Genomic DNA, 25,838 nt, shown 5'->3' on the forward strand with positions numbered 1-25,838 from the left:
CATATCATGAAAAATGTACTAAAACTTGTGCTTTTTTGCTTTATTTCAATGCAAATAAACGCTCAGAAAGTAATTGAAAAAAAACTTAGGACTTCTGCAGATTTAGTTAAAGTAGAATTCAAATTTGCCGACAATATTGTAATCAAAACTTGGGATAAAAAAGATATCTATCTAAAGGCAAGTGTCGATATTAATGATGGAGAATTTAATGAGTATTTTAGTTTAGAAATAAAAAACACATCATCTGTATTAGATATATCATCTAGCTATGGAGAGTTATTCGACAAATGGAAAAAAGAACGAAAGGATAAGAGTGAAAAGAATTGGAGTCCTTGTAATAATCTGGATATTAATGCTGAGTATACACTTTTTCTTCCAAAATCCTCTACCCTAAGAGTAAAGAGTATTTCAGGAAATGTCGAATCGCAAAGTTATCATGGAGAACTAGTAGTTGATATCATTAGTGGGAATATTGATATTAAAGACTATAATGGAGATATGAACCTAAAAACAATTAGTGGCGATATCGATATTAATGTTTCAAGATCTAGAATAAAAGCAGAAACAATGTCTGGTATGATTTACTCTGATAAAAACATGCAATTTGATCACAATAAAAACCGAATAGCAGGTAGTAAGGTAACGGGTACATTTGGCGATATAAGAAGCGAATTGCACCTACAAACAATAAGTGGTAGTATATTTTTAAGAAAGCAGTAAAGTTAAATTTTACATTTTCTTTTGAATCAAACAGGCTAGCTATTTCCTCAATTTGAGGAAATAGCTAGCCTGTTTGATTCATGATAGTTAACGGTAGAAGTATACCGAAAATTACTTTTTTATGAAGATTATTAAAGAAGAGATGAAAAATCTAGATCTATTCACTAGAACATAAATATTCATAAAACAAAATAAAACACTATTTTTGTCCGTCACTTTTAGCACCCAAGCAAACTATTACGTATATGTCTTTAAAGAAATCAATTTTAGTTATAATTTTAGTGTTACTCATTGATCAAATCACCAAAATTTATATTAAAACCCATTTTACTCTTCATGACAGTGTAGAAGTTTTTGATTGGTTTCGTATTATTTTTGTTGAAAATAAAGGTATGGCATGGGGATTTGAACTTCCTGGTAATTACGGGAAATTGATTCTTACCTTGTTTAGGCTAGTAGCTATTACTGGAATTGGTTACTGGCTGTATGATTCTGTCCGTAAAAATAGCCCTATGGTACTTACATTTTGTATTGCATTAATTTTTGCTGGTGCCTTTGGAAATATTCTGGACTCTATATTTTATGGTATTTTGTTTAGTGAAAGCACACCAGTGGAGATTGCCACTTTTTTACCAGAAGGCGGAGGTTATGAAGGTGTTTTTTATGGCAAAGTAGTAGATATGATTCAGTTTACATTCTATGATGACATTTTGCCAGAATGGATTCCTTTTTGGGGAGGTGAACATTTTTCGTTTTTTGATCCGGTATTTAATGTAGCTGATTCAGCGATTAGTATCGGTGTATTTTTATTAGTTGTTTTTAATAAAAGAGCATTCCCTAAAAAATAAAGAATACCTCAAGCAGATAAAGAGTCTTTTTGTGCCAATACTCTTTCAAAATCTTTTAATGTGATTGGCTTGGTGAGGTAGTCTGTAACTATATCGATTGATTTGGCACGTTCTATATCTCTAGAGTCTATTGAAGAACTAACAACATAAAGAGTAATTTTTTCAAAGATTCCGTTTTTAATCTTTGAAAACTCCTCGAGAAATTTCCATCCATCCATTACCGGCATGTTTATATCTAAAAAGATTATTTGAGGGATATCTATAGTATTTTGTTTGGGTATTGAGTCAATAAAAAAATCTAAAGCTTCCTTACCATTGTTAAAAACTAAAATAGAATCAGATAGTTTTTTTAGTTCAATAATCTTGCTTAATAGGCTGATGTAGATATTATCATCATCAATAATACAGACGTTGTTTAAATTTCGGGACATTTTTTGGGGGCATAAAAAATTCACATTCAATATAATACAAAGTATCTACGAATCCAAAAAAAACGTTAACTATTTGTTAAAATAGAATACTTCCAAGGGTGTTACGCATATGTCCAGAGGTATATCTTTGGCAGTGATATTTTTGATGTTTTCATTCTCGGCAGTAAAAAAAGAAAGACCAATTTTTAATGTACTAGGGCTGCACTTTTCTAAAAACCGATCATAAAACCCTTTTCCATAGCCTATTCTGTTGCCTTTTTGGTCAAAACCTAATAAAGGTATAAAAACAACTTCTATTTTTTCTTCTGGTATTGGTATTCCATCCACAGGTTCAGGGATTCCCCAAGAATTTACTTTTAATATCGTGGTGTCCAAAAGTAAAAAATGCTCTAGGGTACATTCTTTAAAATTACTTTTTGATACGATTACATTTTTATCTTTTCCAAAGAGAATATTTAAAATGAACTCAGTGTTGATTTCTTTCTGTTTGTCTATAGGTAAAAAAATATGATAGTATGATTTTTCCCAAATTGGTAATTGAAGCAATTGATTTGCAATTTCTATACTTAGATTTTCAATTTCTTCATTACTTAAATTAGATCTTAAGGTTTTGTACTTAGCTCGCAATTCTTTTTTATCCATTTACTAACTCTTTGGTTACACGAAAAATAGCATCTCCTTTGTATACTATAGGGGATTCGTTGACATTGATTACGTATCCTTCATTAGAAGCTTTGACTACATGTCTCATCTTACCGTAAGGATCTGTGATCGTGGCTAAAATTTCATCTTTTTCTACATGTTTGCCAATAGGTATTTTAATATGCAATAAGCCACTATATTTGGCACGTACCCAAAAACTTTTTTTAATGATCAAGCTTTTAGAGTTGGATAAGGGAAGTTGAAAGGAATCATTTAGCATTTCTAGGTGGTGTAATATGCGCATGGTTCCTTGTACTCCTTTTATTGCAATATCCTTGCTGCTATTTTGTGATTTGCCTCCTTCAAACAATAATATATCTTTTCCTTTTTTAGCGCATGTAGCCCTATAAGATCCATCTAGATTTTTAGACAAAAGAGTAAATGGAGCATTAAAAATTTTAGCTAATGTAATAAGTCTTTCATTTTTTGGATCAACCCTAATGTGCGGAGCATTAAATCTACTAGCTCCTCCTGTATGAAAATCCAAACAAAAATCTGCTACAGGTAAAATCTCATTAATAAATTGATACGCAAAACGACTTGCTAAGGATCCGTTTTTGGTACCAGGAAAAACTCTGTTAAGATCTCTTCCGTCAGGAAAAAAACGATTCATACTTAAAAAGCCAAATACATTAAGTACAGGAATGCAGATAATACTTCCTTTTGCTGGTTTGTTGATTTTTTTGGCAATGATTTGCCTTACAACTTCTACTCCATTAATTTCATCTCCATGAATACCGGCGGTAATAAGAATAATTGGTCCCGGTACTTTTGATCTTTCTATAATTACAGGTATTTCTACTTTGGTAGAAGTGTATAATTTTGCTATGTTAAAATTTATAGTTGTACTAGTTCCTGGTAGTACTTCTTTACCCAGGATATTAAGTATATTTTTTTCAGTTACTTTGGTCATTGTCTCACAAACTTCTTTCAATATAACGAATAATAGTTTTTGCAATATCTTTTCCTGTTGCGGTCTCTATCCCTTCTAACCCAGGAGAAGAGTTAACTTCTAGAATAAGAGGTCCTCTATCACTTTGCAACATATCTACACCAGCTACACCCATTTTTAGAGCTTTCGCTGCTTTTATGGCTGCCTGTTCTTCTTCCTGGTTTAAGGTGATAACAGATGCGGTACCGCCTCTGTGCAGGTTAGATCTGAATTCTCCTTCTTTTCCTTGTCTTTTCATTGCGCCCACTACCTGATCATCTACAACCAGAACTCTAATATCTGCTCCTTTGGCTTCTTTTATGAATTCTTGTACAATAACTCTGGCTTGTAGACCATTAAAAGCTTCTAATACAGATTCTGCAGCAGTTTTCGTTTCTGCAAGAACAACACCCAAGCCTTGTGTCCCCTCTAGGAGTTTAATGATTAGCGGTGCTCCTCCAACATGAGATATAACTTCAGAAACATCTTTAGAGTAATTTGTAAACACCGTTTTAGGTAGTCCTAATCCGGCTTTAGATAATATTTGTAAGCTTCTTAATTTATCCCGGGATTGTAATAAAGCCTGTGATTTAAGAGTGGTAAATACATTCATTAATTCAAATTGCCGCACTACTGCTGTGCCATAAAAAGTTATAGAAGATCCAATTCTGGGGATTACGGCATCTACATGGTCTAATTTTTTACCTCGGTAATAAATCTCTGGTTTTTGTTTTTCAATTACAATATCACAGTTAAGAGGATCGATAACCTGTACATTATGTTTGCGTTTTACTGCTGCTTGAACCAATGCATTGGTAGAATACAAATTCGCACTACGCGACAATATTTTTATATTCATTATAAGGTTTGATTATAAGACTGATTTTCTAGTTGTGGATCTATTAAAAATTTGCCACTTAAAAACTTCCGACCAATCAAAATCGGAAAACGCATATCATCACGAGGAGATAAAGTAAGTATTATCGGATAAGTTTCATTAAATACAGAAATCTGCGTACGTATGGCATATCGCATTTCTATTTTTCCTGTATTACTTTTTACCGCAGTAATGTCGTAATTTTTAAATGTAAACCTTCTGCCGTTATGCTCAGAGTGCGTAGCATCTAGAAGTGTGCATTGTAATGTTTGGTCGACCTCTCTAATATCTGTGCAATGAATAAAAGAGGTATAGGCTCCTGTATCGATTTTAGCATCGATACTCTTTAATTCTAATAGAGGGAAATCCACCCTATCAGTTCTGCCAATTATTTTCTTTTCTTTTTCCAAAAGATATGATTGATATTGGACTACTAATGTAATAAAAATCAAGAAGCATTGTATATCCTCCTCTCTTTTTAATAAAAAACGAGATTTTAATCCGTATTTAACAAAATTTAACCATCTAATAGTTGCTTTCTAATTGAGGTAAACCCTTAACTTTACGGTTAGAATATGCAAGAAGCTACTTTAGACATACAGATTAAAACATTACCTACGAGCCCTGGAGTTTATCAGTATTATGATAAAGATGATAAATTACTATATATAGGAAAAGCAAAAAACTTAAAAAAAAGAGTTTCCTCATATTTCACAAAAAACCATGATAGTTATAGGATAAGTGTTTTGGTGAAAAAAATCAAAACTGTACGGCATATTGTGGTTGAGACCGAAACAGATGCATTATTACTAGAGAACAATTTGATTAAAAAAAATCAACCCCGTTTTAATGTAATGCTGAAGGATGATAAAACATATCCTTGGATTTGTATTAAAAAAGAACGATTTTCTAGAATATTTCTTACCAGAAACCTTATTAAAGATGGCTCAGAATATTATGGTCCGTATACTTCTGTAAAAACGGTATACACCCTTTTGGATCTTATTAAAGGATTATACCAGTTGAGGACTTGTAATTATGATTTGTCTCAGGAAAAAATAAACAATGGTAAGTACAAAGTTTGCTTAGAGTATCATTTAGGAAACTGTAAAGGTCCTTGCGAAGGGTTTCAAGATGAAAAAGAATACAACGAGAACCTCGAAGCGATTCGTCAAATTGTAAAGGGTAATTTTAAAGAATCTCTTAACCGTTTTCGCGATCAAATGACAGTACATGCCGAGAAGATGGAGTTTGAAGAAGCACAGCAGATAAAGGAAAAAATACAAATCCTAGAGAAGTATCAAGTAAAATCAACAGTAGTTAACCCTAAAATAAGTAATGTTGATGTGTTTTCAATTATATCTGATGAATCTTACGGTTATGTGAATTTTCTTCAAATATCCTATGGAGCAATTATTAGATCTCATACCACAGAGATTAAAAAGAAATTGGATGAATCTGACAAGGAGCTTTTGGAATTAGCGATTGTCGAGCTTCGACAACGTTTTGGGTCTAAATCAAAGGAGATTTTTGCCCCTTTCAAAGTAGAAGTAGGGGAAGGTCTAAAAATTACTATTCCGCAATTGGGGGACAAAAAAAAGATTGTGGATCTATCCTTAAGAAATGCCAAATACTATAGACAAGAGCGTTTTAAGCAAATCAAAATTATGGACCCTGATCGACACATAAAAAGGTTGATGGCTCAGATGAAAAAGGATCTTAGGTTACCAGAAGAACCAAGACATATAGAATGTTTTGATAATTCAAATATACAGGGCACTAACCCTGTTGCAGCATGTGTTGTTTTTAGAAACGGAAAACCCAGTAAAAAAGAGTACAGGAAATTTAATATAAAGACAGTAGAAGGAGCTAATGATTTTGCTTCTATGGAAGAAGTGGTTTATAGAAGGTACAAACGACTTACAGAAGAAGGTCAGCCTTTGCCGCAACTGGTTATTGTAGATGGAGGTAAAGGGCAGTTGTCTTCAGGGCTAAAAGCTCTTGATACATTGGGTTTAAGAGGTAAAATAACAATTATTGGGATTGCTAAGCGGTTAGAAGAGATTTACTACCCCGGTGATTCAATACCCTTATATTTGGATAAAAAGACAGAGTCTCTAAAGGTTATTCAACATTTGCGTAATGAAGCACATCGATTTGGAATTACATTTCATAGGCAAAAAAGAAGTAAGGCAGCTTTGGATACAGAATTAGATTTAATTCCGGGCATTGGAGAGAAAACAGTGGTAGAGCTATTAAAGCATTTTAGGTCAGTAAAAAGGATTAGTGAAGCCTCTAAACAGGAATTAATAGAGGTAGTTGGTAATTCTCGCGCAACCAAAGTACATAATTATTATCTTTCTAAAAAAGGAAAAACGTGACCAAGCATCATACATTAGACATTTTATTATCATGTATTGTCTTTTTGGGTTTCTTTTTTCCAAATACAATTTGGTCACAAGAAAAAGAAATTTTAGAGATTCATGATTATCCTTCGGATGATGTAAAAGTAGGATTGGTTTTAAGCGGTGGGGGGGCAAAAGGTCTTGCTCATATTGGCGCTCTTAAAGTAATAGAAGAATCAGGTGTACGAATTGATTATATTGGAGGCACAAGTATGGGGGCTATTGTTGGAGCATTATATGCTTCTGGCTACCGCGCCTCAGAATTAGATTCTATATTTAGAACAGTCGATTTTAATGCGTTTATACAAGATGAACTTCCTAGAAATGCAAAGACATTTTATGAGCGAGAAGATTCAGAGAAGTATGCCATAAGCTTGCCTTTTGATAAGTTTAAGATTGATTTGCCGAAAGGGCTTTCTAAAGGGCAGAATTTTTACAATCAATTTTCAAGATATGCTGCACATGTAAGCGAAATACGTGATTTTAATGATCTTCCGATCCCTTTTTTCTGTATGTCTACTAATATAGAAACAGGAGAACAAGTACTTTTGGACAAAGGGTATTTGCCAGAAGCTGTTGCTGCTAGTGGTGCTCTTCCTTCTGTTTTTAGCCCAGTAGAATTAAATGGAATTTTGATGACCGATGGAGGGGTTGCCAACAATTATCCAGTAAAGGAGATTAGGGAAAAAGGAGCAGAGATAGTGATAGGTGTTGATGTACAGGATAGTTTGATGTCTAAAAGTCAATTAAATTCTGTAACAGATATCATGTTGCAAATCAGTAATTTCAGAACTTATAATGCGATGAAAGATAAAGTCTCTGAAACAGATGTGTATATTAAACCCTCAATAACAGATTTCTCAGTAATATCATTTGATCAGGCAGATCAAATTATAACTAATGGTGAAAAAGCTGCATTTGCCAACTATGAGAAGCTGAAAGAAATTGCAATGCGCCAGAAAAAACACCCAAAGAAAGCACCAATAGTTAAAGATTCTGAGCAAATATTTATAAATAGTATTGTTATTTCTGGAAATAAGAGATATACCAGAGCGTATATCAAAGGGAAATTAAAGCTAAAAACACCGAAATTAACAACCTATCAAAAATTAAATGAAGGAATTAATAATTTATCTGCTACAGGAAATTTTGATAGAGTAAATTATAAGCTAATTGACAAGAATAAAGGTAAGGAACTAGTCCTTAGTGTTAAAGAAAGTGAAAATAAAATGTTATTGCGTTTTGCTCTTCATTATGATGATTTATATCAAACAGCTGCTTTGGTTAATGTTACCAGAAAAAGTCTCTTTATTGAAAACGATGTTCTGTCTGCCGATGTAGCATTGGGAGATAATATACGTTATGATATAGATTATTATGTAGATAAAGGTTTTTATTGGAGTACAGGATTAAAGGTTCGGTATACCAATTTCAGGAAAGCAATTGACTATGATTTTATACAGCGATTTGGTGAGTTTCCTGACATAAATATCAATACTATTGATGTAGAATACAGCGATTTTAATGGGCAGGCTTATGCAGAAACATTAATACAACAAAACTTCTCTGTTGGATTAGGGGCAGAATATAAACGACTTACGATTATTTCAGAAACATTTGGTGAGGATGAGAATCAAATTCCAAGAACTGTATTTGATGATAGTGATTATTGGAGTGCTTTTGGGTATATCAAACTAGATACCTATGATAATAAGTATTTTCCGAAACAAGGGTTCTTATTCGAAGGTGATTTGCATACTTACCTCCTCTCTTCTGATTTTACAAACGATTTTAATGAATTTTCAATAGCAAAGGCAAAATTAGGATATGCTACCCCGCTAATTAAGGATTTATCGATGAATATAGGTTTTGAAGCAGGTACAAAAATAGGAGATGCCTCTTTGAGCTCCCTTGATTTCTTATTAGGAGGTTTTGGGGCAAGAACCATTAACAACTTTATTCCCTTTTATGGCTATGACTTTCTTGGGATAACAGGAGAGAGTTTTGCAAAAGGAGTTGTGTCATTGGACTATGAAGTATTTAAGAAGAATCATATTAACGCATCCGCAAACTTTGCTAATGTAGGTGATAAATTGTTTAGTACTGGGGATTGGTTTGAGGATCCAGAATTCTCTGGATATGCTCTGGGATATGGACTGGATACTTTTGCTGGTCCTGTGCAAGTTAAATACACATATTCTCCAGAATTAGATGAAAGTAGTTGGTTCTTTAGTATTGGATTTTGGTTTTAAATCAAAAATTTAAGAAAAACACAGAATTATTTCCGATATTTGTGGTATTATGAACTTGTTTTGGCAGGATTTACTATTATTACTACACTACCTTATTAAACGGAACCCCGAATAAGGTAACCGTGCTATTCGTATTATTTTAAAAGAAAAAAGTAGTTAATATTTTAAATTTGCAGCAACATGCCTTTTTATCATTCTTTAGGGAAAATACCTCCCAAACGTCACACTATATTTAAAAAACCTGATGGTAGCTTATACTATGAACAATTGTTTGGAACCATAGGTTTCGACGGGATGTCGACTAATTCTTATCATTGTCATAGACCAACACAGGTAAAAGAGATTAAAGGAAGCTATAATGTAGCTCCTAAGATTGCTATCAAAAACAATATCAAGTCATATAGACTTCATGGTTTTAATGTTAGTCCTGAAAAGGATTATTTGGAAAGCCGAAAAAATGTATTGACAAATAGTGATGTAAGTATTGTTTTATCTGCTCCTCAAGAATCCACAACCGAGTATTTTTATAAAAACACCGACGCGGATGAAGTCATTTTTATACATCGAGGAACAGGAAAATTTCGTAGTCACTTAGGTAATATAGATTTTAAATATGGGGATTATATCGTAATTCCGAGAGGGACTATTTATAAGCTTGATTTTGATACAACCGATAATCGCTTATTTATAGTAGAATCAAGGAGTCCGATATATACTCCCAAAAGGTACCGTAATTGGTTTGGTCAATTGTTGGAGCACTCTCCTTTTTGCGAACGAGACTTTAGAACACCTTATGAGCTAGAAACAAATGATGAAAAAGGGGATTTTTTAATAAAGGTGAAGAAGCAAGACGAAATTTTTGACATGGTGTACGCAACACATCCTTTTGACGTGGTTGGGTATGATGGTTATAGTTTCCCTTACGCTTTTTCGATACATGATTTTGAACCCATTACAGGTAGAATCCACCAACCACCACCAGTGCATCAAACTTTTGAGACAGATACATTTGTAATTTGTTCTTTTGTGCCTAGGTTATATGATTATCACCCAGATAGTATCCCTGCACCTTATAATCATAGCAATATTGATAGTGATGAGGTGCTATATTATGTAGATGGTGATTTTATGAGTAGAAACGATATTGCTGCAGGTCATATTTCTTTGCATCCAGCAGGAATCCCACATGGACCACACCCTGGAGCGGCAGAGCGAAGTATTGGTAAAACAAAAACAGATGAACTTGCCGTTATGGTAGATACTTTTAAACCACTTATGGTAACCGAAGAAGCTATGAAAATAGCGGATGAAGATTATCATAAATCTTGGTTGGAGTGATTAAATGTATTGTTAGACTCTGTTGCATCTTTTAAATATTATGTTATGCTAAACTATAGGAAAGATATTACTGCTCACCTTAGGGCTATGTGGTAGTGTTATAAGATTAGACCGTTAAGGGAAGATTAACTGCGAATTTTCTCATTGATTCATTTTTTAACTATATAAAATAAAACATTATGTCATCTAATATAACACCACAAAATTTAGAAAAAATAGTTCCTCAGGCAGAAGATTTTTTGCCACTATTGGGAACAGATTATGTAGAGCTTTACGTGGGTAATGCAAAACAAGCTGCTTATTATTACCAGGCTGCCTGGGGATTTCAACCAATAGCGTATGCCGGATTAGAAACTGGTCGTACAGATAGTGTTTCTTATGTATTAGAACAAGATAAAATACGATTGGTGCTTACCTCTCCTCTACAACCTGATGGAGATATTAATAAGCATATAAATGCACATGGAGATGGAGTGAAAGTTGTAGCACTTTGGGTTGATGATGCGACCAAAAGTTATGAAGAAACTGTAAAAAGAGGGGCTAAATCATATCTGGAACCTGTTGTAGAGGAAGATGAAAACGGATCTGTTGTGTTTTCGGGAATCCATACTTATGGAGAAACAGTACATGTTTTTGTAGAACGAAAAAACTATAAAGGAGCCTTCTTACCTGGTTATATGCCATGGAACAAACCTTATAAAACAGAGCCTACAGGACTAAAATTTATAGATCATATGGTAGGCAATGTAGGTTGGAACGAGATGAATAAATGGTGTGAATTCTATGCAAAAGTAATGGGGTTTGCTCAATTGGTATCCTTTGATGACAAAGATATTTCTACAGAGTATACAGCCTTGATGAGTAAGGTAATGAGTAATGGTAATGGGCGTATCAAGTTTCCTATTAATGAGCCTGCAGAAGGAAGAAAAAAATCTCAGATTGAAGAATATATAGATTTTTATAATGGCGCAGGTGTACAACATATGGCCTTGGCAACAGACAATATTATTGAAACCGTTTCTGAACTTCAAAAACGAGGTATAGAGTTTCTTACTGTTCCGGCGAGTTATTATGAAACCGTATTAGATCGGGTTGGAGAGATAGATGAAGATTTGGCTCCATTAAAAGAATTGGGAATCTTGATTGATAGAGATGATGAAGGCTATCTTCTGCAGATTTTTACCAAACCTGTTTTAGACCGCCCAACAATGTTTTTTGAAATTATACAACGAAAAGGAGCACAATCTTTTGGAAAAGGTAATTTTAAAGCATTATTTGAGGCAATAGAAAGAGAACAAGAACAAAGAGGTACTCTATAAAGATATTCTAAAATATACTTTTTTGAAGAAAATGTATCCAGTATTTTCTTCACTATTTTGTATACCAATTATTGAACTCAATCAATGATTGGTATGCAATTATAGGTAGTACATTATTCTAATAATGTTTACTAACAGAATCTCTTGTATAATAGTAATTGTTTGTATGGATAAGATACAGAAAACAAACTCTTATAAAATTGTAAAATAATGAAATTAGCAACCATAAAAAATAATACCCGAGACGGGCAATTAATCGTAGTAAAAAAAGATCTAACCAAAGCTGTAAGAGTTTCTGAGATTGCTCAAACAATGCAGGAAGCTTTAGACAGTTGGGATGTTATTTCTCCTGAACTAGAAAAAATATATAAAAAATTACAAAATGATGAATTGCCGGAAGCGTTTGATTTTAATCCTTCAGATGCAATGGCAGCGATCCCAAGAGCTTATCATTGGGCAGATGGAAGTGCTTACGTAACCCATGTAGAGTTGGTAAGAAAAGCTAGAAACGCAGAGTTGCCAAAAACTTTTTGGACAGACCCGTTGATGTATATGGGAGCTTCGGATGCTTTTATTGGAGCTAATGAAGATATTAAAATAGAAAATGAAGAGTGGGGAATTGATTTTGAATCAGAAGTAGCGGTTATAACAGATGATGTTCCTGCGGGGATAAGTGCAAAAAATGCTCGTAAGCATATTAAACTAATTGCTATTATTAACGATGTTTCTTTAAGGAATCTTATACCTAATGAATTATCCAAGCAATTTGGCTTTTATCAGTCAAAACCATGGACATCTTTTTCGCCTGTTGTCGTTACACCAGATGAACTTGATGACGCCTGGGATAATGCCAAAGTACATTTACCATTAATATCTACTTTAAACTCCAAAGTTATCGGATCTCCAAATGCTGGAGTGGATATGACATTTGATTTTGGAGAGTTAATTGCTCATGCAGCAAAATCCAGAACTTTAATGGCAGGGTCGGTTATTGGGTCTGGTACTGTAGCTAATCAAGGAAGTCCAGATGGATCTAGTTGTTTGGCAGAAGTAAGATGTCTGGAAATTATAAAAGATGGAAAACCGACAACTCCATTTATGAGTTTTGAAGATCGAATCGAAATCGAAATGAAAGATAAACAAGGTAAAACTATTTTTGGAAAAATTGATCAAGTTGTTAAAAAATATGAACCTGTAAATTAAACATTAAATCGTTTAATTTGTGATGTAGCCAGACTAAAAAAAGTAATTCAAACAACTAATTTTTTGGATAAATCAGTGTTTTCTTGTTTTGAGAAAAATGCAATTTTAAGGGGAAACCACATAAACTTATGTTAAATTCCATAATAAAAAAACGTTTTCGTTTGATAATTGTTCAAAAAAAGTTCATTTTTGCATATATACGTGGAGTGGTTACCACATATATCTAAAACAATAATTATTCTCATAATTTAAGTTTTTAGTTGGTTAATAAAAGTAAAAAGGAGAGCTGTGGTGGCTCTCTTTTTTGTTTATACTTTTTGTTTGATAGCAATATACATTTTTATCTCTTCGCATTAAATAGTACTTTTGGAATGGATATTGTAATTACCTAACTAAATTATATATGTGTTAAACAATAACAATGCCCTAAACTATGAAGAAGTATATTTTAGTTTTACTTTTAATGATAAGTACGATTCCTGCCTTTGCCCAGAAAAATCATAAAGCGTTTGATTCTGGTGAATGGTTTAGGTTTAGGATTCATTATGGTCTGTTTACTGCGAGCTATGCCACACTCGAGGTCAAAGAAGAAAAACTAAATGGTATGCCTGTACATCATATTGTTGGAATAGGTAAGTCTTCTGGTATTTTAAGTGTTTTCTTTAAAGTAGAAGACTATTACGAGACCTATATTGATAAAAATAAAGTGAAACCATACCGGTTTATAAGAAAAATAAATGAAGGAGGGCATACTAAGGATATAGAAATTAATTTTAACCATAAGAACAGCAAAGCGTTAGTTTTTAATAAAAAGTACAATACCAAAAAGACATTTTCTATTAAATCAGATGTTCAGGATATGATGTCTTCTTTTTATTATTTGCGTAATAGCATTAATACTTCCTCTCTTAAAAAAGGTGATGAGCAATTTGTGAATATGTTTTTTGATAATGAAAACTACCGTTTTAAATTAAAGTTTTTAGGGCGTGAAGTTATTAAAACCAAAGTAGGTAAAGTAGCATGTCTAAAATTCAGACCGTATGTTCAGGCAGATAGAATTTTTAAAGAAGAAGAAAGTATGACTGTTTGGGTAAGTGATGATGATAATCGTATGCCTGTAAGAATAAAAGCAGATATATTAGTAGGTTCAATAAAAGCAGATTTAGATGCTTTTAAAGGGCTTAAACATCCATTTAAAATTGTAGTAGATTAATGAATGAATCTATAAAACCTGAAATTGCCGAGAAAATAAAACAATTAGAGAAAAAATTCCAGAATTCTGGTCAGGATTTGGGATCATATCTAGACGGTTTGCTTCATGATCGATATTTAACCTATTGGGATTATATTCATTTGGATACTTTGTTAAGTTTGCAAATTCCAAGAACACATTTTCCAGACGAAGAGATATTTATTACCTATCATCAAATCACAGAACTTTATTTTAAATTGATCATCCATGAATTAAAACAAATTATTGATGATAAATTACAAACTGCAACATTTTTTACAGACAAAATAAATAGAGTAAATCGCTATTTTAGAGTGTTGATCAATTCTTTTGATGTTATGATTAAAGGAATGGATAAGGAACAATTTCTTAAGTATAGAATGTCTCTTCTGCCAGCAAGTGGGTTTCAATCCGTGCAATTCAGGTTGATTGAGATTTATTCTACACCATTGGTAAATCTGGTTAATACCAAAGAAAGAGATCAGTTTTCTGAAACAGATATGCTAGGAGAAGTGTTCGAGCATTTGTACTGGAAATCTGGTGCAACCGATAAAGAAACTGGCGAAAAAACACTTACGCTCAAACAATTCGAATATAGATACACTCCTAGAATGATGCGTATTGCTCACCAGGTACAACACAGTACAATTTTTCATAAATATCTTGAACTCCCAGAAAAAGAGCAAAATAATGTGCACCTTATCGAAGCATTACGTACTTTTGACACTAATGTGAATATTAATTGGTTATTAATGCACATGGGTGCTGCGTATAGGTATCTCAATAAAGAAAAAGGTGAGGTTTTGGCAACAGGAGGAACAAATTGGAAAAAGTTTTTACCTCCAAGTTTCCAGAGAATCATGTTTTTTCCAAATCTTTGGAGTACTGAAGAAAAAGAAAATTGGGGTCAACAATGGGTCGCTCATCGATTTAATACCGCAAAATAAAACAGTCGTCAGTTGAAACAAATAGGTTACATACTACTTATCGCGGTAGTGTTATTCTCATGTCAGAAAGAAAAAAAAGAATTAAAGAGTATTGCTCCTGAAGTTATTAAGGAAACAACACCTCCCGTCATTACCGAATTTGGTTATGTTCTCAATGATTTTAATGTTGTCAAAGACACCATAAGACCAGGAGATAGCTTTGGTGCTATTATGGATACACATGGTATTAGTAGAACTAAAGTATTTGAAATAACTAATACAATAAAAGACACGTTTAATGTTGCCAGAATTCAAGCAGGAAAACCTTATATGCTTCTCAAATCTAAAGATACTACAGAAAAAGCACAGGTATTTGTATATCAAAACAACAAAATTGATTACACAGTGATTGATTTTAGAGATAGTATTATTGCTAAAAAAAGTAAAAAACCGGTAACCCTCGTAGAAAAAAAAGCTTCAGGAATCATAACCAATAGTTTGATGCAGACATTTGATGATATGGATCTTAATTTTTTGGTAGCTTATAATATGGCAGATATTTATGCCTGGACTATCGATTTTACAAGATTACAAGCTGGAGATAGATTTAAGGTTGTATATACCGAAAGATTTATTGATGATACTATTCCTGCGGGAGTTGAACAAATTAAAGCAGCATATTTTGAACATAGAGATAAACCTATATATGCTTTTAGGTTTATGGATGATTCTATTAATAATTCTTCTGACTATTTCGATGAAAATGCAAATAATTTGCGTAGAGCATTTCTTACATCTCCTGTGAAATTTAGTAGAATTTCGTCTAGATATAATCTTAAGCGTAGAATCAAATATTATGGATATAAAATAAGACCACATAGAGGAACCGATTTTGCTGCCCCTATTGGTACTCCCATATTAGCCACTTCAGATGGGATTGTAACTAAATCAGAGCGTAAAGGAGGTAATGGTAAATATGTAAAAATCAGGCATAATGCTACCTATGACACTCAATATCTGCATATGAGCAAGCAAGCCGTAAAAGTGGGGCAGTTTGTAAAACAAGGAGATGTTATAGGGTATATTGGTATGACAGGTAATACCGGAGGTCCCCATGTTTGCTACAGATTCTGGAAAAACGGAAAAGAAGTAGATCCTTTTAAGCAAGATCTTCCTGCATCAAAACCATTAGCAGATAGTCTCAGAACAGGGTTTTATAACCACATCAAACCCTTAAAAGCAGATTTAGATAGTATTCATTTTAAACCACAAAAGCCACAAGAAATATTATAGACCATGACATTACCAACTATTAACCCAACCACCACAAAAGCCTGGGAAGCATTAAAATCTCATTATGAGAATATAAAAGACATACATCTCAAAGACCTTTTTAAGCAAGCTCCGGATAGGGCAAAAGCCTTTTCTGTAGCGTGGAATGATTTCTATGTGGATTATTCCAAAAATAGAATAGATGATTCTACTCAAAGATTATTATTGGACCTCGCAAGAGAAGTGAAGCTGGATGAAGCGATACAACACTATTTTGGTGGAGGCATTATTAATGAGACAGAAAGCAGAGCCGTTTTACATACTGCACTTAGAGCACCTTCAACTAAAGATGTTATAATAGAAGGGAAAAATGTAATTCCCGAAGTCACTGCAGTAAAAGAAAAAATAAAATCTTTTAGTAAACAGGTTATTTCTGGGGATCTTAAAGGGTATACAGGTAAGTCTTTTACAGACATTGTTAATATTGGTATTGGAGGTTCTGATCTTGGTCCAGCAATGATAACAGAATCATTAGCATATTACAAGAATCATCTTAAGATACATTTTGTCTCTAATGTAGATGGAGACCACGTGCATCAAAATCTAAAAGGATTGGATCCAGAAACAACTTTGTTTGTGGTAGTTTCTAAAACTTTTTCTACACAAGAGACTTTATCCAATGCTACTACTGCCAGGAATTGGTTTACGAAAAAAGCTCCAAAAGAGGCTGTAGGCAAGCATTTTGTGGCTGTATCCAGTAATATTCTTAATGTTACTAGTTTTGGAATTGCAGAAGAAAATATTTTTCCGTTATGGGATTGGGTCGGTGGTCGCTTTTCTTTATGGAGTGCTGTTGGTTTATCAATAAGCTTATCATTGGGATATGAAAACTTTGAAGCTTTATTGGAAGGAGCGTATGAAATGGATGAACATTTTAAGAATACCTCTTTTGAAGAGAATATCCCAGTAATTTTGGGAATGCTCAGTATATGGTATAACAATTTCTTTAATGCAGAAAGCGAGGCGATTATCCCTTATTCTCAATACCTGCACAGGTTGCCGGCCTATCTTCAGCAAGGTATTATGGAAAGTAATGGAAAAAGTGTTGATAGAAATGGAGAACCTGTTAATTATCAAACAGGGACAATTATTTGGGGAGAACCAGGGACTAATGCTCAGCATGCTTTTTTTCAATTAATTCATCAGGGAACCAAATTAATCCCTGCCGAATTTCTAGGTTTTAAACATTCTTTGTTTGGAGATCAGGATCATCAGGATAAGTTAATGGCAAACTTTTTTGCGCAGACCGAAGCTTTAATGAATGGCAAAACCAAAGACGAAGTCCTTGAGGAGTTATCTAATAAAAATATTTCTGAAGAAAAAATAAAACAATTATTGCCTTTTAAAGTTTTTGCGGGAAACAAGCCAACTACAACTATTTTGGTAGATAAACTCACTCCCAAAAGCTTAGGGGCGCTAGTTTCTATGTATGAACAACGCATTTTTGTTCAGGGAGTTGTATGGAATATTTTTAGCTATGATCAATGGGGAGTAGAGCTCGGGAAGCAACTGGCTACCAATATTTTGTCAGAGATTGATACAAATCAAAAGGGAGAACATGATTCCTCTACAACTGCACTAATGCATAAATATCTGGAAAAATCTAAATAAAAAAACAACTCCTAATATTTATTGAGAGTAAAGTTTGTATAAAAAAATGGTCCTAGATTTAATCTGGGATTATTTTTTTATCTTGTAGGCATTACTGGTTTTAATGCATTTAAAGCTAAGTTTTGAACTCAAACACCCCTTTTCTGCCGCTTTGTTGCAACTTTGTAATAATTTTTAATTAACAATTTTTTGGTTAATAACTTTTGGATATTTTCAATTGACTAAGCATCAGTAGAATACAAAAATAATTATACCTTGAATCCATAATTAAATTGTGAAAAAAAATTAACATTAACATAAACTATGCACGCATAAAGATTCGTTCTTTTGCCTAGAATATTAACACTATCAATTATTTATAAAACTGGATGCGATTTAAATAATTCTTAAGACACTCAAAAAAGAAGTATTATTTTCATTGTTAAAGGTTCTCAGACAATTAAAAACAATTAAAACACACTCATGAAAAAGATTACATTTTTATTTGTTGTAATCCTTATGGCGACCGTTGGGGAAACGTTTGCGCAAGGGATCGTTACAGGGACAGTATTTGATGCCGATTCAAATGCTCCGCTACCAGGAGCAAATGTTATTGAAGTAAGAACTTCTAACGGAACAACATCGGATTTTGACGGTAAATTTTCTATTAAAGTAGAGAATACTACAGGAACAATTAACATTTCTTATGTTGGTTTTGAAGCTAAAAACATTGCTTATGATGTAACTAATGGAAATCAAGACCTCGGAACGATTAGCCTAGGGTTAGATAATTCTTTAGAAGAAATTATCCTTGTAGGTACGGGGGTTGTCGATTTGGCAGAAGATAGAAAAACACCTATTGCGGTAGCTACTATTAAAGGAGAAGATATACAACTAAAAGCGGCTGGTAATGTTGAATTTACAGAAACGATGAAAAATACACCTTCTGTATATGTCTCTAATCAAGCAGGAGGCTTTGGAGATAGCCAGATTTTCTTAAGAGGTTTTGATAATACCAACACTGCGGTTTTATTAAATGGGCAGCCTATTAATAGTCCAGAGGATGGTAGGATTTTTTGGTCTAATTGGGCAGGAATGTCTGATGTGGCAAATGCAGTACAGGTACAACGTGGTTTAGGATCTTCTAAATTAGCTATTTCATCCGTTGGAGGTACGATAAACATTATTTCTAAAACTACTGATCAGAAAGAAGGTGGTTTTGTACGATTATTAGGAGGTAATGATAGTTATGCCAAAGGAACTGTTGGTTATAATACAGGTTTAAGCGATAGTGGATGGGCATTCTCTGTGTTGTTAGATCATTGGCAAGCACATAGAAAATATGCAGAAGGTACCGCTGGTCAGGGGCAAAACTATTTGTTCTCCATTGGATATAAACCAAATGAGCAAAATACTTTTAATTTTTTGATTACAGGAGCTCCACAATGGCATGAGCAAAATTTTTCTCAAGATTTAGAAGTTTTCGAAGAATTTAGTGAGAAGCAAAATAGAAACTCTGGTTTCTTAAATGGTGAACGATATACAGAAAGAAGAAATTATTATCATAAGCCAGTTGCTAACTTAAACTGGGATTTTGATATTAATGAACAACTAGATTTGTCTACAGTACTATACGCATCTTGGGGTCGTGGAGGAGGAACCGGAGGTCTAGGTAGAGGTAGAGTTCGTGTTGATAATAATAATAATCAAAACATAGACTTTGATCAGATTGTTGAAAACAACATAGCTAGTGCAGATAGTAATGGTTTTGGAAACTTTGGGGATTCTTATATAAGAAGATCTTCTGTAAACAACCATAATTGGTATGGGTTGCTTTCAAATTTAAATATTGAAATGAATGAAAACTGGGCGTTTAATGTTGGTGTCGACGGAAGATTATATCGAGGAGATCACTTTAGGCAAGTAAACGATTTATTAGGTCTAAGAGGATTCACGGATAACTTTAGAACGGATAGACCAGACGACTATGTATTTACAGAAGAATATGAAGCAGATCCATGGTCAGCCTTATTTGATTTTGCAGATGAGGCTAATCGTACACAGTTTGATTATTCTGAAAACATCAATTACCTAGGAGGGTTTGGTCAGGCAGAATATTCTACAGATAAATTTGCTGTATTTTTTCAAGGGGCATTATCTACTCAATCATACCAAAGAGAAGGGCGTTTTGTAGGAACAGGTAATGGATTGGGTAAATCAGAAAAACTAAACAAAGTAGGATTCAATGTAAAAGGAGGGGCATCATATAACTTATCTCCGCAAAATTCTATTTTTGCTAATGCTGGATTTTTCTCTCGCCAACCATTTTTAGATAATGTATTCGGTGATATAAGAAACTCTAATGATATAGTGGAACCAGAAGTTGATAATGAAGAAATCACTGGTTTTGAAGCAGGATACCGTTTTAAAGGATCTAACTTTGCTTTAAGTGTTGATGTATATAGAACAGAATGGGCAAATCGTTTCTTAAACACTTTTGGTCCAGAGCAGGCAAATGGTGATTTTACAACATATAGATTAACAGGTGTAGGTCAGATTCACCAAGGATTTGAGTTTGATTTAGAATATAGACCAGATGACGGTAGATGGAGATTAAAAGGATATGGGTCTATCGGAAATTGGAAATTTGATGGAAGATCTCCTTACACCTTAACAAATGATCAAACAGCAACGATAATAGATTCTGGAAATGTAGATTTAACTGGAACTAAGGTTGGTAACGCTCCTCAAACTTCATTTGGTGTTAGTGGATATCTAGATATTCTCGATAATTTATCAATTGATATTGATTACAATATTTATACAGATCTATATGGTTTTGTAGATCCGGCAGATGTTGCTCAAGCAGCATTTAATGGAGCAGTTTATCAAGCAGATAGACTGCCATCATATGATCTGGTAGATGCTGGTCTTACATACAAGTTTAATATAGGTGAAAATAGAGTAACGTTTAGAGGGAATGTAAAAAACCTTTTTAACTCTCCTTATATAAACCAATTAGACTCTTTTGGCTACTATTTAGGAGTAGGAAGAACCTGGAACGCAAGTTTAAGTTATAAGTTCTAATAATTCATTAGAAATATAATATTATAAGAAAACCTCTCATTCAACTATTATCGAATGAGAGGTTTATTTTTACATTATGTCGGTACACAAATATTGTTTGAAGATAAATCAATCTAGAACAAATCTAAATAAGCTCATGCGTTGCTAGCACGCAAGGCTTTTTTATGCATAATATGTACCTTTGAATAAACTAATCATATTACTATGTACGAAGCTATTCAAATCGTTCACTCTTATTGGGCTTATCTTGTTGTTCTTGTCGTTACTTTGGCAACTATAAATGCTCTTGCCGGTTTTTTTACCAAAAGAGAATATTCTCCCAAAGACTTTAGAGTTTCTCTATTTGCGCTTATCGTTACACATATCCAACTTCTGGTAGGTATTGTAATTTTATTTGTATCTCCTCTTGTTGTGTGGTTCTCTGGGACTCATAAAATGGGAGAAATCATGAAAGATGCTACCCTGAGATTATATAATGTAGAACATCCATTGGTAATGATTTTAACAATTGTTTTTATTACAATGGGATATTCTAAACATAAGAAAAAACTGACTTCAACACCCAAGTTTAAGGTATTAGCTATTTTTTATACTATTGCATGGATACTTATGTTATCTCGTATTCCTTGGGCGAATTGGTTCTAGATTAAATAGATAATTATTACGTTTTAAGGCTGTAGAATTTAAGGGCAGACCAGTTCTTAGTCAATCTAAGAACCATAAGCGGTTATTACTATTCTTCTTGATCCTCCATAGTCACGATGTTCACAAAGATAAATACCTTGCCAGGTACCTAGGTTTAACTTTCCTTGTGTAATGGGTATTTGTATAGAAGTGCCCATCAGTGAAGATTTTATATGCGCAGGCATATCATCTGGTCCTTCATAGGTATGGATATAATATGGTGCATTTTCGGGTACCATAACATTCATATGGCTTTCAAAGTCCTGACGTACTGTTGGGTCTGCGTTCTCATTTATAGTTAGACTGGCAGAAGTGTGTTTAATAAATACCTGTAACTGTCCTATTGTGATTTGTTTAATCTCCCGCATCTCTTCGATGACTTTGTCAGTAATTAAGTGAAACCCTCTTGGATATGATGGTAGTTGTATTTCTTTTTGGAAAAATTTCATAAATAATAAATCATCTCTGTTTATGTGGAGTCAACGTATTTAATGATGCCGCCAAGAGCAATTTAATATAAATTTCACAGTCTCGCTAGATTGTATTGGTAATAACTATTTACCTTTGTATCTTAAAACTTCAGATCACTATGGATTTATCTCAAATCAAAATGGTTGCCACAGATATGGATGGTACACTTCTTAATACAAATAGTAAAGTAAGCCACCATTTTTTTGAGCTTTTTGAAGAGTTAAATGATCTAGGGGTGATTTTTGTTGCAGCTAGTGGCAGGCAGTATTATAGCATTATAGATAAGCTAAAACCAATCAAAGATAATATTTATGTGATTGCAGAAAACGGAGCCTTAACTATGCGACAAGATCAGGAGCTTCAAACCACAACAATTGATCGACAGACCTACCTTGAACTAATAGATATAACCAAAAAACTAGAAGGTTCTCAGGTTATTCTTTGTGGACGAAAACAAGGGTATATCCAGGATTATGGACAAGATTTTATTAATATGTTTAATGAATATTATGATCGATATGAGATCGTTGAAGATCTTGCTGATGTAACTGATGACCAATATCTCAAAATCGCTATATGTAATCAAAAGGGGTCTGAAGAGTACTTATATCCTGCATTAAAACATCTGGAAAACAGATTAAAAGTAAAAGTGTCGGGAGAAATCTGGCTAGACCTGTCTCATAGCCTTGCAAATAAGGGGCATGCTCTAGAACAATTACAAAAAAGTAATAATGTTTTGCCTGAAGAGACTATGGTTTTTGGAGATTATAACAATGATTTGGAAATGATGACCAGAGCCAAATATAGTTTTGCCATGGAGAATGCGCATCCCAACGTAAAAGCTATTGCAAACTATACCACAAAGAGTAATAATGATAATGGAGTAGAATATATGCTACACAAAATGATTGAAGCTAAGAAAGCAATGCTCAATAAATAGAAAGAAGTTTTGCCTAATAGGCTGTCTTGTCCATTTTTTCTTCCCATTCTTTAAAAACTTTGACAGCTTCTTCTCTCATAAGACCAACAAAATCGATTTGTCTGGTATCAATCGTTTTATCGAGTTCATCATAAATAAACTGATCATCAAAATTAATTGCTGCGGCATCTTCTTTTGTACAGCCATAAAAGACTTTCTTAGGTCTAGCCCAATAAATAGCTCCTAAGCACATAGGGCAAGGCTCACAAGAAGTGTAAATTATACAATCCTCTAGTTGAAAAGTTTTTAATTTATCACAAGCCTTTCGTATGGCTACCACTTCTGCATGTGCAGTTGGGTCATTAGTAGAAGTAACACTATTACAGCCTTCAGCTATGATTTTATCATCTTTGACAACTACAGCGCCAAAAGGACCTCCGGTATTAGAATTCATACCTTGTTGGGCTACTGCGATAGCTCTACCCATAAAATATTTATCTCTTTCTGTCATATTTTATAATTCTTTTAGAATCTGGTTATAACTAATAAAGATTACTGGGCTTTTTGTTGGTGTCGAATTAAAGACGTTAAAAAATCAAAAGCCTAATCATTCAATTTTAGAACCGCCATAAAAGCCTCTTGTGGGATTTCTACATTACCCACCTGACGCATACGTTTCTTTCCTTTTTTCTGTTTTTCCAATAGTTTACGCTTACGAGAGATATCTCCACCATAACATTTGGCTGTTACATCTTTTCTAAGTGCTTTTACAGTTTCACGAGCAATAAATTTAGCTCCAATTGCTGCCTGAATCGGAATGTCAAATTGTTGACGAGGAATCAACTCCTTCAGTTTTTCACATATCTTTTTACCCACATCATAAGCATTGTCTTTGTGTAATAATGCAGATAGAGCATCTACAATATTTCCATTAAGCAAGATGTCCACTTTTACCAATTTGGAAGCACGCATCCCAATAGGTGCATAATCAAAAGATGCATATCCTTTTGATACCGTTTTCAAACGATCGTAGAAATCAAAAACAATCTCTGCCAATGGCATATCAAATGTTAACTCTACTCGCTCTGTAGTCAAATAAGTTTGGTTTGTAATCTCACCACGTTTTTCGATACATAATGACATTACTGATCCTACAAAATCAGACTTGGTAATAATTGATGCTTTGATATAAGGTTCTTCTACTCTGTTCATAGAAGAAGGATCCGGTAAATCTGATGGATTATTTACGATAATAATGTCATCAGGATTTTTGTTGGTATACGCATGATAGGATACGTTAGGCACCGTAGTGATTACGGTCATATTAAATTCACGTTCTAATCGCTCCTGTATGATTTCCATATGTAACATCCCCAGGAATCCACATCTAAAACCAAAACCTAAAGCTGCCGAGCTTTCTGGTACAAATACCAGAGAAGCGTCATTAAGCTGTAATTTTTCCATAGAGTTACGAAGCTCTTCATAGTCTTCTGTATCTACAGGATAAATCCCTGCAAATACCATCGGTTTTACATCTTCAAAACCTTCAATTGCATTTTGCGTAGGCGTTTTGGCATCTGTTATGGTATCTCCTACTTTTACTTCACGAGCATCTTTGATACCTGTGATAAGGTACCCTACATCTCCTGTTTTAATCACCTGTTTAGGAACCTGATTTAACTTCAATGTTCCTACTTCATCTGCATTATAATCTTTACCCGTAGCTACAAACTTAATCTGTTGTCCTTTTTTAATTTCGCCATTAACTACCCTAAAATAGGTTTCTACTCCTCTAAACGGATTGTATACCGAATCAAAAATTAAGGCCTGTAGTGGTTCTTCTGGATCACCTTCTGGAGCAGGGATACGTTCTATAATGGCTTCAAGGATCTCTTCGATCCCAATTCCGGTTTTGGCACTTGCAGGAATAACTTCTTCAGCATCACATCCTAACAAATCCACAATATCATCGGTTACTTCTTCAGGATTTGCACTAGGCAGGTCTACTTTATTAAGTACGGGGATAATTTCCAAATCATTTTCCAGAGCCAGATATAAATTAGAGATGGTTTGTGCCTGTATACTTTGTGCAGCGTCTACTATTAATAATGCACCCTCACAAGCTGCAATAGAACGAGATACCTCATAAGAAAAATCTACATGACCCGGGGTGTCAATAAGATTAAGAATATATTCTTCTCCTTTATAGGTATACTCCATCTGGATGGCATGACTCTTTATGGTTATTCCACGTTCACGCTCCAAATCCATACTATCCAGTAGTTGAGCCTGTGCTTCACGTGCCGTTACCGAACCCGTAAAATCTAATAATCGATCCGCCAGTGTACTCTTACCATGGTCAATATGTGCAATAATGCAAAAGTTTCTTATGTGTTTCATCTCTCGTATATTCATCTTTAGGGCGTGACCTCTCGCTTGTGGCGAGTGGTCGGGCTATCTGCGCTACATGGTAGCTTGCTCCTATCCCTCACGCAATTCTCACTATTGTAATAGCTTGCAAATATAATTGATTTTAGAAGGTTTATACTATCCCTCCCCGTATTTTTAAATC

22 protein-coding genes are annotated in these 25,838 nt (G+C 33.8%); 14 read left to right on the forward strand and 8 right to left on the reverse strand.

Annotation, left to right across the window (positions count from 1 at the left end; translation table 11 throughout):
* Nucleotides 1-6: 6 nt before the first annotated feature.
* Together C1X07_RS06995 and C1X07_RS07000 are read left to right on the forward strand one after the other, a co-directional pair.
* A complete protein-coding gene (locus tag C1X07_RS06995; RefSeq protein ID WP_128755217.1) occupies nucleotides 7-720 on the forward strand; it encodes a DUF4097 family beta strand repeat-containing protein in 714 nt (237 codons plus the stop codon).
* Between the two features lie 245 nt (nucleotides 721-965).
* On the forward strand, nucleotides 966-1,568 hold the full coding sequence (locus C1X07_RS07000) for a lipoprotein signal peptidase (protein ID WP_103069263.1): 603 nt from the start codon (nucleotides 966-968) through the stop codon (nucleotides 1,566-1,568).
* Nucleotides 1,569-1,576: 8 nt separating this feature from the next.
* Here C1X07_RS07000 and C1X07_RS07005 read toward each other — a convergent pair whose 3' ends face one another.
* From C1X07_RS07005 to C1X07_RS07025, 5 genes are all read right to left on the reverse strand, one after another.
* Entirely contained in the window at nucleotides 1,577-1,999 is a 423-nt protein-coding gene (locus C1X07_RS07005) for a response regulator (RefSeq protein ID WP_103069264.1), read from the reverse strand.
* Between the two features lie 69 nt (nucleotides 2,000-2,068).
* Nucleotides 2,069-2,641 carry a 5-formyltetrahydrofolate cyclo-ligase gene (locus C1X07_RS07010; RefSeq protein ID WP_103069265.1) on the reverse strand — a complete coding sequence of 191 codons (573 nt, stop codon included), beginning with the start codon at nucleotides 2,639-2,641 and terminating at the stop codon, nucleotides 2,069-2,071.
* Nucleotides 2,634-3,614: a succinylglutamate desuccinylase/aspartoacylase family protein gene (locus C1X07_RS07015; RefSeq protein ID WP_103069266.1), complete on the reverse strand. Its 981-nt coding sequence runs from the start codon at nucleotides 3,612-3,614 to the stop codon at nucleotides 2,634-2,636. The genes C1X07_RS07010 and C1X07_RS07015 overlap by 8 nt, the downstream gene beginning before the upstream one ends.
* Nucleotides 3,615-3,618: 4 nt before the next feature.
* Nucleotides 3,619-4,491 carry a 30S ribosomal protein S6--L-glutamate ligase gene (rimK, locus tag C1X07_RS07020; RefSeq protein ID WP_103069267.1) on the reverse strand — a complete coding sequence of 291 codons (873 nt, stop codon included), beginning with the start codon at nucleotides 4,489-4,491 and terminating at the stop codon, nucleotides 3,619-3,621.
* Nucleotides 4,491-4,919, reverse strand: coding sequence for an ATP-dependent zinc protease family protein (locus C1X07_RS07025; RefSeq protein WP_103069268.1), 429 nt, complete (start codon nucleotides 4,917-4,919; stop codon nucleotides 4,491-4,493). Before C1X07_RS07025 ends, rimK begins: the two co-directional genes overlap by 1 nt.
* A gap of 165 nt (nucleotides 4,920-5,084) precedes the next feature.
* On the opposite strand from C1X07_RS07025, the gene uvrC reads away from it, so the two are divergent.
* The 11 genes from uvrC (at nucleotide 5,085) to C1X07_RS07080 (ending at nucleotide 21,837) form a co-directional block, all read left to right on the forward strand.
* A complete protein-coding gene (gene uvrC, locus C1X07_RS07030) occupies nucleotides 5,085-6,890 on the forward strand; it encodes an excinuclease ABC subunit UvrC (RefSeq protein WP_103069269.1) in 1,806 nt (601 codons plus the stop codon).
* Nucleotides 6,887-9,166 (forward strand): patatin-like phospholipase family protein, encoded by a 2,280-nt coding sequence (locus C1X07_RS07035; protein WP_241507205.1) that lies wholly within the window; start codon nucleotides 6,887-6,889, stop codon nucleotides 9,164-9,166. The genes uvrC and C1X07_RS07035 overlap by 4 nt, the downstream gene beginning before the upstream one ends.
* Before the next feature lie 180 nt (nucleotides 9,167-9,346).
* Nucleotides 9,347-10,504: a homogentisate 1,2-dioxygenase gene (locus C1X07_RS07040; protein WP_103069270.1), complete on the forward strand. Its 1,158-nt coding sequence runs from the start codon at nucleotides 9,347-9,349 to the stop codon at nucleotides 10,502-10,504.
* Between the two features lie 179 nt (nucleotides 10,505-10,683).
* Entirely contained in the window at nucleotides 10,684-11,823 is a 1,140-nt protein-coding gene (hppD, locus tag C1X07_RS07045; protein WP_103069271.1) for a 4-hydroxyphenylpyruvate dioxygenase, read from the forward strand.
* A gap of 210 nt (nucleotides 11,824-12,033) precedes the next feature.
* Nucleotides 12,034-13,026, forward strand: coding sequence for a fumarylacetoacetate hydrolase family protein (locus C1X07_RS07050; RefSeq protein ID WP_103069272.1), 993 nt, complete (start codon nucleotides 12,034-12,036; stop codon nucleotides 13,024-13,026).
* Between the two features lie 433 nt (nucleotides 13,027-13,459).
* Complete coding sequence (locus C1X07_RS07055) at nucleotides 13,460-14,239, forward strand: DUF3108 domain-containing protein (RefSeq protein ID WP_103069273.1); 780 nt, start codon at nucleotides 13,460-13,462, stop codon at nucleotides 14,237-14,239.
* Entirely contained in the window at nucleotides 14,239-15,204 is a 966-nt protein-coding gene (locus C1X07_RS07060) for a tryptophan 2,3-dioxygenase family protein (protein WP_103069274.1), read from the forward strand. Before C1X07_RS07055 ends, C1X07_RS07060 begins: the two co-directional genes overlap by 1 nt.
* 12 nt (nucleotides 15,205-15,216) lie before the next feature.
* Nucleotides 15,217-16,476, forward strand: a complete 1,260-nt coding sequence (locus C1X07_RS07065; protein ID WP_103069275.1) for a peptidoglycan DD-metalloendopeptidase family protein — start codon at nucleotides 15,217-15,219, stop codon at nucleotides 16,474-16,476.
* A gap of 3 nt (nucleotides 16,477-16,479) precedes the next feature.
* The gene (pgi, locus tag C1X07_RS07070) at nucleotides 16,480-18,126 is read left to right on the forward strand and encodes a glucose-6-phosphate isomerase (protein ID WP_103069276.1); all 1,647 of its coding nucleotides are present in this window, start codon (nucleotides 16,480-16,482) and stop codon (nucleotides 18,124-18,126) included.
* A 462-nt stretch (nucleotides 18,127-18,588) separates the two neighbouring features.
* Nucleotides 18,589-21,192 carry a TonB-dependent receptor gene (locus C1X07_RS07075; protein ID WP_103069277.1) on the forward strand — a complete coding sequence of 868 codons (2,604 nt, stop codon included), beginning with the start codon at nucleotides 18,589-18,591 and terminating at the stop codon, nucleotides 21,190-21,192.
* 204 nt (nucleotides 21,193-21,396) lie between these two features.
* Complete coding sequence (locus tag C1X07_RS07080; RefSeq protein ID WP_103069278.1) at nucleotides 21,397-21,837, forward strand: hypothetical protein; 441 nt, start codon at nucleotides 21,397-21,399, stop codon at nucleotides 21,835-21,837.
* Between the two features lie 65 nt (nucleotides 21,838-21,902).
* Here C1X07_RS07080 and C1X07_RS07085 read toward each other — a convergent pair whose 3' ends face one another.
* Nucleotides 21,903-22,325, reverse strand: coding sequence for a secondary thiamine-phosphate synthase enzyme YjbQ (locus C1X07_RS07085; RefSeq protein WP_103069279.1), 423 nt, complete (start codon nucleotides 22,323-22,325; stop codon nucleotides 21,903-21,905).
* Nucleotides 22,326-22,465: 140 nt separating this feature from the next.
* Here C1X07_RS07085 and C1X07_RS07090 point away from each other — a divergent pair, with 140 nt between their 5' ends.
* Nucleotides 22,466-23,287 carry an HAD family hydrolase gene (locus C1X07_RS07090; protein ID WP_103069280.1) on the forward strand — a complete coding sequence of 274 codons (822 nt, stop codon included), beginning with the start codon at nucleotides 22,466-22,468 and terminating at the stop codon, nucleotides 23,285-23,287.
* A gap of 13 nt (nucleotides 23,288-23,300) precedes the next feature.
* Here the strand turns inward: C1X07_RS07090 and C1X07_RS07095 are convergent, their stop codons facing one another.
* Entirely contained in the window at nucleotides 23,301-23,777 is a 477-nt protein-coding gene (locus C1X07_RS07095; RefSeq protein WP_103069281.1) for a nucleoside deaminase, read from the reverse strand.
* 92 nt (nucleotides 23,778-23,869) lie between these two features.
* Nucleotides 23,870-25,666: a translation elongation factor 4 gene (lepA, locus tag C1X07_RS07100; protein ID WP_103069618.1), complete on the reverse strand. Its 1,797-nt coding sequence runs from the start codon at nucleotides 25,664-25,666 to the stop codon at nucleotides 23,870-23,872.
* Nucleotides 25,667-25,838 lie beyond the last annotated feature (172 nt).

Origin of the sequence: Aquimarina sediminis (assembly GCF_002895435.1) — a bacterium.
GTDB classification, from domain to species: domain Bacteria; phylum Bacteroidota; class Bacteroidia; order Flavobacteriales; family Flavobacteriaceae; genus Aquimarina; species Aquimarina sediminis.